The sequence below is a fragment of the Streptomonospora nanhaiensis genome (genome assembly GCF_013410565.1).
Taxonomy (GTDB): domain Bacteria; phylum Actinomycetota; class Actinomycetes; order Streptosporangiales; family Streptosporangiaceae; genus Streptomonospora; species Streptomonospora nanhaiensis.
In genome coordinates this window covers 1,663,052-1,675,445 of record NZ_JACCFO010000001.1, presented here as the reverse complement: position 1 = coordinate 1,675,445, position 12,394 = coordinate 1,663,052, and the positions used below count along the sequence as shown (strand labels likewise).

The following is a 12,394-nucleotide window of genomic DNA, read 5'->3' as shown; positions in this document are numbered from 1 at the left end:
CTTCGATGGGAGACCCGCCCGTGCCGACCTCCGCCCACGCCTCCACCGGCCCCGACGCCCGCACCGCCGCCGCCCCCGCCGACACCGCCGGCCCCCGCACCGCCGCCGGCGGCGGCCCCGGCAAGAGCGCGGTCCTGCTCAACCCCCAGGTCGTGGTGCAGCCCGGCGACTACCGCGACCTCTACGACGCCCAGCCGCTGGTGCGCCGCAGGTTCGCCGAGGCGTCCGACGTCCTGGACACCGACCTGGCCGCCGCCTTCTTCGGCGACGACCCCGCCGCCGTCAACAGCGGGCGCGTGGTGCGCCCCGCGTCACTGGCCATCGCCGCCGCCATCCACGAGCTGACCGGCGCCGGCCGCGACCGCCCCGACTACATCGCCGGGCTCAGCCTCGGCTCGATCGTGGCCGGCCACCTCAGCGGCCACATGACCTTCCGCGACGCCGTGCGCATCGTAGCCGCGCTCGGCCAGCGCGGCGATCAGCCGGGCGCGCTCGGGGCCGGCCTCGGCCTCGTCGGCGCTGAAGCGGGCGCTGCGGTTGTGCAGCAGGTCGTGGACGCGCCGGGCGAGGGGGTCGCGCACGTAGAAGACACTGCCGCGCAGGGAGTTGTAGAGCACCGCACCACCGGCGTCGTGTGGTGCCAGCACCGTGAACCGCGAGGGCCTGTAGACGCGGTTGCTGCTCATCGGGGTCCCTCCGTACGGGTGGGGGCCCGGCGCGGCGCGCCGGCGGGGACGCGTGCCGCCGCGGCGAGGTGTGTGGCCACGCCGCGGCGGCTGGGTCGCGGTCCGCGTCCCCGGGTCTTTCGGTGAACGGACCGTTCACGCGGGATGTCAGCAACCGAAGTCGATGTCGGACACCTCGGGGGTCTCCTGCGACTCCACGACGATCTCCTCGAACTCGTCAAAGCTCTGCATGCTGGTTCACCTCCTTCGCGGGGGTCGAGGGGGCACCGGCTCTCGGCGAGCCGGAGCGGCTGGGCGTCCGCGTGCGCCGCGGGCGGCCGCGGCGGCGGCCGGGGGCGGCGGGGACGAGGCTGCGGGGGGCGCCGCCGGGGTGGGGGTGGGGGTCGGCGGCCGCGCCCGGAAGGGGCCGGTACGTGGGGGGGCGCTCCGGCGCCGCGGTGCGCGATTTCCGTTGTTGTCATCGCGGAAATGACAATAGGCAGCGCGCCGTGAAAGGGGCATCGTCCGCGGGAGCGACGTTGCGCTACTACGCCCGGGATGCCGCGGGTACATAAAAAGGTGTACGTCGGCCGGGGAGCGGACAATCGCCCGGTGCTCCACCCGGCCGGTCCTCGCGCGGGGCGGACGACCCCCGCACGGGCTCTGGGGCGCCGCCCGGGGCGCCCGCCCGTCGGATTTCGGCGGCAATGCGGCGAGAAAAGGGCCCCGGAGGCGATCTCGGCGCGCCGGACGGAAAGCGCGCCTGCTCGCGACCGGGGCCGGCCTACTTCAGGTTGGCGATGACCAGGACGACGATCAGGCCGAGGACGACCAGCCCGCCCACCAGTCCGATGTTCAGCTCCCAGGGGCCGATACCGATCGTGGTGTCGTAGACGAGCGTCATCGCCTGCGTGTGTCCCACCGTGTTCACCCTCGTTCACCCTCTCTCGTGGTTGGCGCCCTCACTCGCCCAGGAGCGCGCGCATTATGCGGCCGCGGCGCCGATTGTTGGAAATCCGGATACTTCCCGGCATCGCGGTGGCGTGGATTTTGACGACCGGGGAGCCGGGACGCGCGGGGACGGTTTCGACCGACCGGTCACCGAGGTAGGCGGTTCCGTGGAGTTCCACGCCGATACCCGGCGGAACCCAGACCATGATGCTGCCCAGCACGGTGCGCAGATGCAGCGTGACGGTCGGGGAAACGAAAAAGGATTCCCGCAGGTCCAATTTGATGTGGCCCAGGACCGCAGTGGCGGTGAGGCCGTCGTCCACGACCCACCGCCCGCCGCGCTCCAGGTCGTCGCCCAGGGCGAACAGCCGCGGCGCCTCGGCGGTGCCGCCGGAGGCGTCCACCACTTCGGCCGAGGGGCGCTCGGGCAGGTCCCGCACGACGCGTGCGAGTTGGGCGCGGGTGCGGGCGGTGAACACCGCCTCGGTGCGCTCGCTCAACTCCTCAAGGGTGAGGCGCCCTTCGGCGCACGCCTCGCGCAGGCGCTCAACGGCGTCGTCTCGTTCGGTGTCCGAAGCCCGAATGTCGTCGGTTTCCACGCTTTTGATGCTAGCGACGCGACCCCGCCCGCGGATCGTCCTTGAAGCGGAGATCGGTGTCCTCACAAATGTGTATGCGCGGATTATGGTGACACCGATACGGAGTCCGAAACGATGCTGAATCGCGATATCGGAGTGGTCCGCGGTAAAAGCACAAAGTGCGGTACTTTGCCGCGCCGGTTAAACAGCGCCGGGCCCTCGCGGGGCCCGCGCGGCATTGGCGGCGCCCGTGCGGCCCGCCGCCCCCCGGGGGCCGGCGGGCCGCACGGGCCCGGTGGGGCCCAAGGGCCGACGGACCGGCCGCGGTCAGGCCGCCGGGGGCCCGGCGGCGGCCTGAGCCGCCCGCCGGGCGCGGGCCGAGCGCGACCCCAGCACCGCCGCGGCCAGCGCCGCCGCCGCCAGCGAGGCGATCAGCACCCCGGCCTTGGCGTGCTCCAGGGTGGCGGGGGCGTCGGCGAAGGACAGGTCGGCGATCAGCAGCGAGACGGTGAACCCCACGCCGGTCAGCAGCGCCAGCCCGGCGATGTCGGGCCACCCCAGGTCGGGGTGGAGTTCGGCGCCGGTGAGCCGGGTGGTCGCCCACGAGCCGCCGAGGACGCCGACGAACTTCCCGGCGACCAGCCCCACCACGATCCCGGTGGCGGCGGGGTCGGCCAGCACCGCGTCGAGACCGCCCATCGGCACCCCGGCCGACAGGAAGGCGAAGACGGGCAGCGCGAACCCGGCGGAGAGCGGGCGCATCCGGTGCTCCATGCGGTGGCTGGGCGAGTGCTCCTCGTCGGCGTGCGTGCTCGTGCGCATGAGCAGGCCCATGGCGACCCCGGCGATGGTGGCGTGCACGCCGCCGGCGTGGACCAGCGCCCACACCGCGAAGGCCAGGGGCGTGTAGACCGCCCAGGCCAGGGCGGGGCGGCGGCGCAGCGCGGCGGCCGGGCCCGTGCCCCGCTGCAGCCAGGCGAAGAGGGCCAGGCCGGCGGCCGCACCGGCGAGCGGGCCGAAGGCGATGGTGTCGGTGTAGAACACCGCGATGACCAGCACCGCGCCGAGGTCGTCCACCACGGCCAGCGTGAGCAGGAACGTGCGCAGCGCCGGGGGCAGGCCGCGCCCCACCACCGCCAGCACCGCCAGCGCGAACGCGATGTCGGTGGCCATCGGGATGCCCCAGCCGCCCAGGGTCTGCGGGCTGGCCATGTTGACGGCCACGTAGGCGGCGGCCGGGACGACCATGCCGCACACGGCCGCCACGATGGGCAGCGCGGCGCGGCGCGGGTTGCGCAGTTCGCCGTGCACGAACTCCTGTTTGAGTTCGTTGCCCACGATGAAGAAGAAGACCGCGAGCAGGCCGTCGGCGGCCCACGCCTCGACCGACAGGTGGAGGTGCAGCGCCTCGGGGCCGAACTCGAAGTGGCGCAGGCCCTCATACAGGGCGGCGGCCGGGGAGTTGGCCAGCACGAGAGCCAGCACGGCGGCGGCGAGCAGGACCAGCCCGCCCACGGTGTCGCCGCGCAGGGAGTCGGCAAGGCGGGTCAGGGGCGCGGGCACGGTGAAGGACACGGGGCGGCTCCGTCGGGTCGGCACGGCTGCGGACGACGCCGACCAGACTTCCCGGCACACCAGGCGCGCGTGGTGCGCACCGCCGCCCATACTCCCTGACCGCGGGGCGGTCTGTCCAGTTCGCCCGGTACGCGGGCCTCGTGGGCCCTGCGGGGGCCGACCGGTGCCGGGCGCGGACGCGGCCGTGCCCGGCACCGGAGCTCTCGCCCCGGTACCGGGCACGGCGGACGGGCGGCGCACGGGCGCGGCGCGGTCAGCCGCCGACGCTGACGCCGAACACCTCCAGCACCGAGTAGACGCCCAGCACCGCGATCAGCGCGCTGCTGACCACCAGCGCCCCGGTGAGCCAGCGGTTGGCGCGGAAGCGCCTGTCGACCTCGGTGGTGCGCAAGTACCACACCGCGACCACCACCGCCAGCAGGAAGATCCCGCCGGCGATGCCGCCGATCTGCACCATGATCACCGGCGACTGGAGGAACAGGAAGAACGACGCCCACAGCGGCGGCAGGCAGCAGGTGAGGATGCGGATGGTGCGGGTGCGCACCTTCATGTCGGTCCAGTCGATCACCCCGAGCAGGCCCAGGGTGTTGGTCCACAGCCGGGGCACGCTCGCCGTGGAGCCGACGTTGGTGGAGAACAGCACCGCCACCGCGCCGACGACGAACAGGGTCAGCCCCCACTCGCCCATGGTGTCGGTGTAGATCCGCGCCAGGGTCGAGATCATCGCGTTGCCCTCGGGCACCAGGCCCTGGGGGTGCAGCACCGAGGCGCCGATGACGTAGAACGACAGCGTGCACACCGTGCAGACCAGCCACGACACGCCCACGTCCAGCCGCATGACCCGCAGCCAGCCCTCGGCGCGGCGGGCGCGCGCCTCGCTGCCGTCGTCGGGGCCGGTCCAGCGGGCGTAGCCCTTCTCCATGCACCAGTAGGTGTAGGTGGTCATCTCGTCGGCGCCCACGCCGGTCAGGCCGAACATCGCCACCGCGATCCCCACGGTCCCGGCGGGGATCATGAAGCTCAGGCCGGTGCCCAGGTCGTCCAGGCCGTAGGCGAACTCGGTCAGCGGCAGGCCCAGCGCGAGCGCCACGATCGAGGCGGTGAACAGCACCACCGTGGCCACGGTGACCCGCTCGACGGCGCTGTAGCGCCCGCTCTGCAGCAGCAGCACCGTGGTGGCCATGACGATCACGGTCCAGATCGCCAGCGATCCGAAGCTCAGCGGCTCGCCGTGGATGGGCCAGATGATGGACAGCGCCGAGGCGGTGCCGCCGATGATGCCGCCGCGCTGGAGCATCTTGGCGAAGTCCATGCCGATCCACAGCCAGTTGATCCAGCCGACCCGGCCGATGCGCGGGCCGACCTGGCTGTAGCCCTCCAGCGCGGGCTTGCCGGTCAGGATGGTCCAGCGGGCCAGTTCCATCTGCACCCACACCTTCACGGCGGTGGAGATGACGACCAGCCACAGCAGCACGAACCCGGCCTCGGCGCCCAGCGAGGTGGTGACGATCAGCTCGCCCGAGCCCACCACCGCGGCCGAGAGCACCAGGCCCGGCCCCAGGTGGCGCAGCCGGCCGGTGAACGTCGTGGGCGGGTCCTGGGCGTCCTGGGGGCGCAGCGCGTAGGGGTCGGCGGGGCCCTGGGCGGGTGCCGCCGCCGCGGATGCGGATTGGTTCATGGCACGACTTCCTCTTGGCGCGGCGCCGCCGCGCGGGGATCAGGGAACGGGGGAACGGCGAAGGCGATGGGCAGGGGGCGGAGCGGGAGGGTTCGGCGAGGGGCGCCGCGGCCGCCGCCGGGACGGAGGGATGCGGCGGCGGCCGCGGCGCTGGGGGCGCGGCGGGCGGTGCGGGCCGGCGGTCAGCCCACGGGGTGCAGCGGCTCCTCGCCGCGCAGGACGCGCACGACGTCCCGGGCCACCGTGAGCCCCATGTCGCGGTTGGCCTCGTGGCTGCACGCCCCGATATGGGAGGTCAGCACGGTGTTGGGCGCCGAGCGCAGCGGGCTGTCGGCCCGCAGCGGCTCGGGGTCGAAGGCGTCCAGGGCGGCGGCGCCGACGTGGCCGCTGTGCAGCAGCTCGGCCAGCGCGTGCTCGTCGACCAGGTCGCCGCGCGCGGTGTTGACCAGGCAGGCGCCTGGCTTCATCGCCGACAGCGCCGCGCGGTCCAGCAGCGGGGGGCCCGACCCGCCCGGCATGTGCAGGCTGACGAAGTCGGCACCGGCCAGGCAGGCGGCGAGGTCGAGGGGGCGCACGCCGCGCTCGGCGAACTCCGCCTCGGGCAGGAACGGGTCGTAGGCCACCACGGTCATGCCGAAGGCCTGGGCGAACCCGGCGACCAGCCGCCCGATGCGGCCGAACCCGATCACGGCCAGGGTGCGCCCGGCCAGTTCGGGGCCGAAGTGCTTGGGCCAGGCGCCCGCCAGCACCTCGGTGTGGGTGCGGGTGATGCGCCGCGCGGCGTCCAGCAGCAGGCCGAACGCCAGCTCGGCCACGGCCCGGCTGTTGCTGCCCGGCGCGAACGTGACGCGGACGCCGCGCTCGCGGGCGGCCGCCAGGTCGATGTTGTCCACGCCCACGCCGTGCTTGGCGACGACCTTCAGCCGGGGCGCGGCGTCCAGCACCTCGGCGGTGATGGCGTCCAGGCCCACGACCAGGGCGTCGGCCCCGGCCACGCGGTCCCTCAGCTCGTCGGCGGGCAGGACGCCCGACTCGCAGGCCAGGACGGCCTCGCCGGCCTCCCGCAGGACGCGCCAGGGCTCGTCGGAGAACCGCCCGAAGGTGGGCGTGGTGATCAGCGTCGTGGGCACGGGGCCGCCTCCTTCCCGACTCCCGGCGCCGCGCGCCGCGCGCGGCTCACGCGCCGCCGCCTTCACCGGCCGCGTCCAGGTGCCCCCTGGCGGCCTGCTCCAGGTGGACCAGGTCGGAGGCCACCGTCGCGAAGGTGTAGCCCTCGGCCAGCCGGCGCGCGGCGGTGGCGCCGTCGGGGGTGTGGATGCCGGCGGCGATCCCGGCCGCGGCGGCGGCCTCGCGCACCCGGGTCACGGCGGCCTCGAACACGTCGGTGACGGCGGGGTCGCCCGGGCGGGCACCGCCCACGGCCAGGCACAGGTCGGAGGGGCCGACGTAGACCCCGTCGAGGCCCGGCACCGCGCAGATCTCCTCCACGTTGGCCAAACCCTGCGGGGTCTCGATCATCGCCAGGACCAGGGTGGCGGCGTCGGCCTCGGCCGGGGTGGGGCCGATCCGCAGGCCCGACCGCATCGGGCCGTAGGAGCGGGTGCCGTGCGGCGGGTAGCGGGTGGCCGCAACGGCCGCGGCGGCGTCCGCGGGGCTGTCGACCATCGGGACGATCACGCCGCCCGCGCCGGAGTCCAGCGCGCGGCCGATGGCGGCGGCGTCGTTGGCCTCCACGCGGACCAGGCCCGTGGAGCGGCCCCCGGCGTCCACGGCCATCAGGCCGTTGAGCAGCCCGGAGTAGCCGAAGAGCCCGTGCTGGGCGTCGAAGGCGACGTAGTCGTAGCCCAGCCGCGCGATGCGCTCGGCGGCGGCGGGGGCGTCGAGCACCATCCAGTAGCCCACGGCCCTCTCGCGGGCGCGGATGCGGCGGGCGAACTCGGCCGCGCTCATTGGCAACACCTCTTGTCCCTCTCTCGGCAGCCGGACGGGGGCCGGCTCAGCGGTTGTAGGCGGGCATGGGGCCGCGCAGGGAGGCGCCGACGGCGTCGCACGCCTGGGCGACGTCGGGCGGCAGGGGGCCGGCCGCGGCGGCGGCCAGGTTGGCGCTCAGGTGCTCGGGGCGCGAGCCGCCCAGCAGCAGGGCGCCGGTGGCGGGCCGGCCGAGCAGCCAGCGCAGCGACAGGTCGGTCAGGGACAGCCCCGCCTCGTCGGCGACGCGCGCCAGTTGGGCGGTGGCGTCGAACAGGGCGGCGTCCCAGTAGCGCTCGCGGTACATGGCGGCGATCCGGGAGTCGCCGAAGCGGCCCGAGGAGGGCGCCCGGCCGAAGTGGTGGCGGCCGGTGAGCAGGCCGCCGGCCAGCGGGTTGTAGACCATGGTGAGCAGGCCCGTGGCCGCGGCGAACTCGGTGTACTCCTCCTCGATGCGGCGGGCGAGGAGGTTGTAGAGCTGCTGGGCGACGACGGGACGCGGCGCGCCCGCCGCGTCGGCCGCGTGGTTGAGTTCGGCGATCTGCCAGGCCGCGTAGTTGGACACCGCGAGCGCCCCGACCTTCCCCTCGGCCACCAGTTCGGCCACCGTGCCCAGGGTCTCGGCCAGGGGCGTGGCGCGGTCGGGCTGGTGCAGGTAGAAGAGGTCGACCCGCTCGACGCCGAGGCGGCGCAGGCTGCCCTCCAGGCTCGCCCGCAGCCCGGCCGCCGACAGCGGGGCGTGGCCTTCGGCGTCGGGGTGGGGGATCCCGGCCTTGGTGGCGAGTACGACCTCCGGGCGCCGGGCGGCCAGCAGGCGGCCGACGATCTCCTCGCTGTTGCCGCCGGCGTAGCCGTTGGCGGTGTCCACGGCGTTGACGCCCGCCTCCAGGGCGAGGTCGAGGATGCGCCCGGCGCCCGCCTCGTCCACCGTGTCGCCGAAGGTCATGGTGCCCAGCACCAGGCGGGACATCGGCACCGGCAGGCCGGGGAGTTCCACCGGGTCGGGGCGGGTCGCGCTCGCGGTCATCGTGCCTCCTGGGTCGGCGCGCGGGGCGGCGGCCGGCGCCGCGCTGCTGTTGCCCGCGTCACTCTGACACGATTGCGTGTTCTGCGCAATATCTCCGGCTCGTTTCACGCGAATTCGGGTGGCGTTTCGGTGCGGGCGCGGCCCGCCCGGGGGAGAGCGCCGCCTGGGGGAGAGCGGAGAGGCAGGTGGGAGCGTGCGGCGCGGGAAGGCGGGCGGGGGTGGCCGGGGCGGCGGCCGCGCGCGGCGTGTCCGGCTGTTTCTGCGTACAACGCGCAATTCCGGGATGCTGCTGTATTCTCAGGCTCGCCCGTGGCCCCCGCCCGCTCCGGACACGAGAGGACGTCCATGTCCCGCGGTACCAAGGCGCGTCGCGACGCGATCGTCCAGCTCGCCACGACCTCCGGTCTGGCCAGCGTCGAGGAGCTGTCGGCGACGTTCGGGGTGACCGCCTCGACCATCCGGCGCGACCTCGCCCGCCTGGAGTCCGACGGCCGCCTGGCGCGCACCTACGGCGGCGTGGTGTCGCTGGTGGCCCACCCCGAGGCGTCCCTGCGCCAGCGCCTGGGCGAGGCGTTCGAGGCCAAGCGGGCGATCGCCCGGTGGGCGGCGGCCCAGGTGGGGCCGGGCGAGACCGTGCTGCTGGACTCCGGCTCCACCACCGGTGCGCTGGCCCACGAGCTGCGCGAGCGGCGCGACCTCACCGTGGCCACCACCGGCCTGACCGCCCTGGAGGAGCTGGTCGGCGCCCCGCACCTGCGCGTGGAGTGCCTGGGCGGCACCCTGCGCCACCTCAGCCAGGGCTTCTTCGGCCCGCAGACGGAGTCCGCGCTCAGCCGGATGACGTTCGACCGCGTCTTCCTGGGCGCCGACGCGGTCACCGCCGAGGAGGGCATCTGCGAGGCCACCCTGGAGCAGACCCACCTCAAGGAGCTGATGGCCCAGCGCTCCGACCGCGTCTACGTCCTGGTCCACGCCGCCAAACTCGGCCGCCGCCCCTTCCACGCCTGGGCCAAGCTCCCCGACCACTGGACCCTGGTCACCGACCACACGGCCCCGGAGGAGGCGCTGGCGCCCTTCGCGGCGGCCGGGGCCGAGGTCGTGGCGGTGGGCCCCGACGGAACGGCGCGGCCGCCGGAGCCCGGCGGCCGCTGACGCCGCGCGCCCTTCGCCCGCTTCACGCCCCGCGCACCGCGCCGCCCGGCGCGGGATGCGGCGGGCGGCGCGGTGCACGGGCGGCGGGTCCTAGCAGCGGTAGGTCCGGCCGTCGGCGGCCCGGCCCCAGTTGCACGAGGTGATACTGCCGCTGGAGGTGTTGTTGTCGGAGCTGCCCGGCTTCTTCAGGCGCAGGTCGGGGTTCTTGGGGCCGTCGTTGTTGAGGACGTGGCGGGCGTAGCCCCGGTAGATGTGGTGGACGCCGTTGGAGTCGCGGCGGTTGGTCCCGCTGCCGGTGTGCACCTGGGCCGATGCCCCGGCCGGCAGGGTGTAGGAGGGCAGCGCCCGGCCGTAGCCGTTGCTCGTGATGTCGGGGACGTAGCCGCGGACGTTGACGGGGCGGCTGGTCACGTTCTTGATCACGAAGAACTCGCCGTTGAGGTTGACCTGGCGGCCGTTCTTGACGTCGGCGCCGTCGGCGTTGGGGCGCACCTGGGTCAGCATGAGCGCGCCGGTGGTGGAGGCGGCCTGGGCCGGCGCCGACAGCAGGCTGAGGACGGCGGCCGCGGCGGCGGCGACGGCGGCCGCGCGCAGGAGGGGTCCGGGCATGAAAAGGCTCCTTGGAGTGGGATGTCCGCGGGGCCTCTCATTCTTCGCAGGTCGCGACCGCCGTGATGGCATTTGTCCATATTGGGTCAGAAATGCCGGAAAGGCCCACCGGGGCAGGTGGGGCGTGCTAGGCAGTGTTTTTTGATTTGGTGAGGTCGCGAAGCCAGATGCGGATGGAGGCGAGCTGGACGGTTCCGTCATAGACCGCAGCCCTCTTGTCGTACCTGGTCGCGACCGCCCTGTTCTGCTTGAGCAGGTTGATCGCGCGCTCGACGGTGTTGCGGCCCCGGTAGGCCTGCCGGTCGAAGGCCGGCGGCCTGCCTCCCCGTGATCCGCGCCTGCGCCGGTTGGCCCGCTGGTCGGCGGGCTGGGCGATGGTCGCCTTGATGCCGCGCGCCCGCAGACGGGCGCGTATCGCGGCCGAGGAGTAGGCCTTGTCGCCCAGCAGGCGGTCGGGACGGGTGCGGGGCCGGCCCCGGGTCCGCGGCAGCCGCAGCGCACCCATCAGCGGCGCGAACATCAGCGTGTCGCCGCGCTGGCCCGGGCTGGTGGCGATGGCAAGGGGGCGGCGGCGGGAGTCGGCGAGCAGGTGGATCTTGGTGGTCAGCCCGCCCCGGGACCGGCCCAGCGCTTCGGATCCGTCCCATTCCTCCCGAACCGCGTCCCCTTTTTCGCCGCTCCGGCGGCGTGGTGGTGGGCGCGCACCAGGGTGGAGTCGATTCCCACGTCCAGGGGCCGGCCGGTGGCGGCGTTGATACGCAGCCGCTCGGCGATCCTGTCCCAGGTTCCGTCCAGGCACCAGCGGCGGTGGCGTCCGGCGGCGGTTTCCCAGGGGCCGTAGCGTTCGGGCAGGTCGCGCCAGGGGATACCGGTTCTGGTCCGGAAGAGGATGGCGTTGATGACGCGGCGGTGGTCGGCCCACCGCTTGCCTTTGCGGGGGTGGGCGGGCATGAGCGGGGCGAGCAGGTCCCACTCGGCGTCGGTGAGTTCATGGCGTCGGACCATGGATCCCAAGGATTACCGAAGACCAGCCCGCCCCGCAGACCTTTCAAAAAACAGGACCTAGGCGGGCCGGGGTGCCACTGCCTCAAGGAGTCGGTCGAGGGCCCGGTGCGCGGACTCCCGTGCGGCGGCGTCGTCCGCGCGCTCGGCCAGCCACAGCGCGGCCTCGTTCATGGCGCCCGACAACTGCGCCGTCAGCGCGTCGAGGAGGCCGCCGTCCACCCCGGCCTCGGCCAGTGCGTCGCGGAGGTGGGCGGCGGAGTGCTCGGCGTCCAGAGCGCGCCACTGGGCCCAGCCGATGACCGCGGGGGCGTCCACCAGCAGCACCCGCACCGCCGGCGCGGCGGTGATGGCGTCGAGGAACGCGTGGCTGCCCGCCCGCAGCCGCGCCCGGGGGTCGGGCTCGGCGCGCTCGGCGGCCCCCACCACGGCCGCGGCCACGTCGGCCTGCAGGTGCGCGGCCACCGCGCGGAACAGCCCGGTCTTGTTGGCGTAGTGGTGGTAGACGGCGCCGCGGGTCACTCCGGCGGCGCGGGCCACGTCGTCGAGGGAGACGGCGGCGAACCCCTGGGCGGCGAACAGGTCGGTCGCCGAGGCCAGGACCTGGCGCGCGGTCTGGGCGGCGGCGGAGGCGGAGGCGCGGGGCACGGGCGGGTTCCTTTACGTGCGTTGTGTATGTAAGCTGGCCGCAGCACTGATACATACGCATTGTACGTAAAAGGGGGACCCATGGCGGTCACGAGCTTCTACCCGGTCGTCATGTCCGGCGACGTCGCGGCGGCGGCGGACTTCTACCGGGACGTGCTGGGCTTCGAGACGACCTTCGCGAGCGACTGGTACGTCAGCCTGCGGCTGGGGGACGCCGAACTCGCCGTGCTCGATCCGGGGCACCAGACCGTCCCCGAGGGGTACGGCACCCCCGCCCGGGGGCTCCTCCTCAACCTGGAGGTCGACGACGTTGACGCGGTCCACGCGCGGCTGACCGGCGAGCACGGGTGCGTGCCGGTGCTGCCGCTGCGCGACGAGCCCTTCGGTCAGCGCCACTTCATCGTGGCCGCCCCCGACGGCGTGCTGCTCGACGTCATCCAGCCGATCCCGCCCGCCGCCGAGTACGCCGACGCCTATGCCGACGGCGCCGCCGCCTCCTAGCCGGCGCCCGAGGGGCACCCGCCCGGCCCGGCCCGCGCCG

The 12,394-nt window shown here is 74.4% G+C and carries 12 protein-coding genes and 1 pseudogene; 3 read left to right on the top strand and 10 right to left on the bottom strand.

Translation table 11 applies throughout. The annotated features are described in order from the left end of the window. Positions 1 to 20 precede the first annotated feature (20 nt). Positions 21 to 812 carry an ACP S-malonyltransferase gene (locus tag HNR12_RS07260; protein WP_179766769.1) on the top strand — a complete coding sequence of 264 codons (792 nt, stop codon included), beginning with the start codon at positions 21 to 23 and terminating at the stop codon, positions 810 to 812. Positions 813 to 1,449: 637 nt separating this feature from the next. Here the strand turns inward: HNR12_RS07260 and HNR12_RS07255 are convergent. From HNR12_RS07255 to HNR12_RS07225, 7 genes are all read right to left on the bottom strand, one after another. After that, positions 1,450 to 1,587 carry a hypothetical protein gene (locus tag HNR12_RS07255; RefSeq protein ID WP_179766768.1) on the bottom strand — a complete coding sequence of 46 codons (138 nt, stop codon included), beginning with the start codon at positions 1,585 to 1,587 and terminating at the stop codon, positions 1,450 to 1,452. 40 nt (positions 1,588 to 1,627) lie between these two features. Beyond that, positions 1,628 to 2,215: a DUF1707 SHOCT-like domain-containing protein gene (locus HNR12_RS07250; RefSeq protein WP_179766767.1), complete on the bottom strand. Its 588-nt coding sequence runs from the start codon at positions 2,213 to 2,215 to the stop codon at positions 1,628 to 1,630. A 306-nt stretch (positions 2,216 to 2,521) separates the two neighbouring features. After that, the gene (nhaA, locus tag HNR12_RS07245; protein WP_338119738.1) at positions 2,522 to 3,769 is read right to left on the bottom strand and encodes a Na+/H+ antiporter NhaA; all 1,248 of its coding nucleotides are present in this window, start codon (positions 3,767 to 3,769) and stop codon (positions 2,522 to 2,524) included. A gap of 253 nt (positions 3,770 to 4,022) precedes the next feature. Further along, the gene (locus tag HNR12_RS07240; RefSeq protein WP_179766765.1) at positions 4,023 to 5,447 is read right to left on the bottom strand and encodes an Nramp family divalent metal transporter; all 1,425 of its coding nucleotides are present in this window, start codon (positions 5,445 to 5,447) and stop codon (positions 4,023 to 4,025) included. Positions 5,448 to 5,629: 182 nt separating this feature from the next. Continuing rightward, positions 5,630 to 6,577 carry a phosphoglycerate dehydrogenase gene (locus tag HNR12_RS07235; RefSeq protein ID WP_179766764.1) on the bottom strand — a complete coding sequence of 316 codons (948 nt, stop codon included), beginning with the start codon at positions 6,575 to 6,577 and terminating at the stop codon, positions 5,630 to 5,632. A gap of 46 nt (positions 6,578 to 6,623) precedes the next feature. Then, positions 6,624 to 7,397, bottom strand: coding sequence for an HpcH/HpaI aldolase family protein (locus HNR12_RS07230; protein ID WP_179766763.1), 774 nt, complete (start codon positions 7,395 to 7,397; stop codon positions 6,624 to 6,626). Positions 7,398 to 7,443: 46 nt separating this feature from the next. After that, a complete protein-coding gene (locus tag HNR12_RS07225; RefSeq protein ID WP_179766762.1) occupies positions 7,444 to 8,442 on the bottom strand; it encodes an aldo/keto reductase in 999 nt (332 codons plus the stop codon). A 345-nt stretch (positions 8,443 to 8,787) separates the two neighbouring features. On the opposite strand from HNR12_RS07225, the gene HNR12_RS07220 reads away from it, so the two are divergent. Further along, positions 8,788 to 9,594, top strand: a complete 807-nt coding sequence (locus HNR12_RS07220; RefSeq protein WP_179766761.1) for a DeoR/GlpR family DNA-binding transcription regulator — start codon at positions 8,788 to 8,790, stop codon at positions 9,592 to 9,594. A 90-nt stretch (positions 9,595 to 9,684) separates the two neighbouring features. Here the strand turns inward: HNR12_RS07220 and HNR12_RS07215 are convergent, their stop codons facing one another. The 3 genes and pseudogenes from HNR12_RS07215 to HNR12_RS07205 all read right to left on the bottom strand — a co-directional run bounded on the left by HNR12_RS07215 (position 9,685) and on the right by HNR12_RS07205 (position 11,853). Then, positions 9,685 to 10,203 (bottom strand): lamin tail domain-containing protein, encoded by a 519-nt coding sequence (locus HNR12_RS07215; protein ID WP_179766760.1) that lies wholly within the window; start codon positions 10,201 to 10,203, stop codon positions 9,685 to 9,687. A gap of 127 nt (positions 10,204 to 10,330) precedes the next feature. Beyond that, a pseudogene (locus HNR12_RS07210) lies at positions 10,331 to 11,208 on the bottom strand (IS5 family transposase). Positions 11,209 to 11,265: 57 nt separating this feature from the next. Then, positions 11,266 to 11,853: a TetR family transcriptional regulator gene (locus HNR12_RS07205; RefSeq protein ID WP_179766759.1), complete on the bottom strand. Its 588-nt coding sequence runs from the start codon at positions 11,851 to 11,853 to the stop codon at positions 11,266 to 11,268. Positions 11,854 to 11,934: 81 nt separating this feature from the next. On the opposite strand from HNR12_RS07205, the gene HNR12_RS07200 reads away from it, so the two are divergent. Continuing rightward, a complete protein-coding gene (locus HNR12_RS07200) occupies positions 11,935 to 12,354 on the top strand; it encodes a VOC family protein (protein WP_179766758.1) in 420 nt (139 codons plus the stop codon). The last annotated feature ends 40 nt before the right edge of the window (positions 12,355 to 12,394 follow it).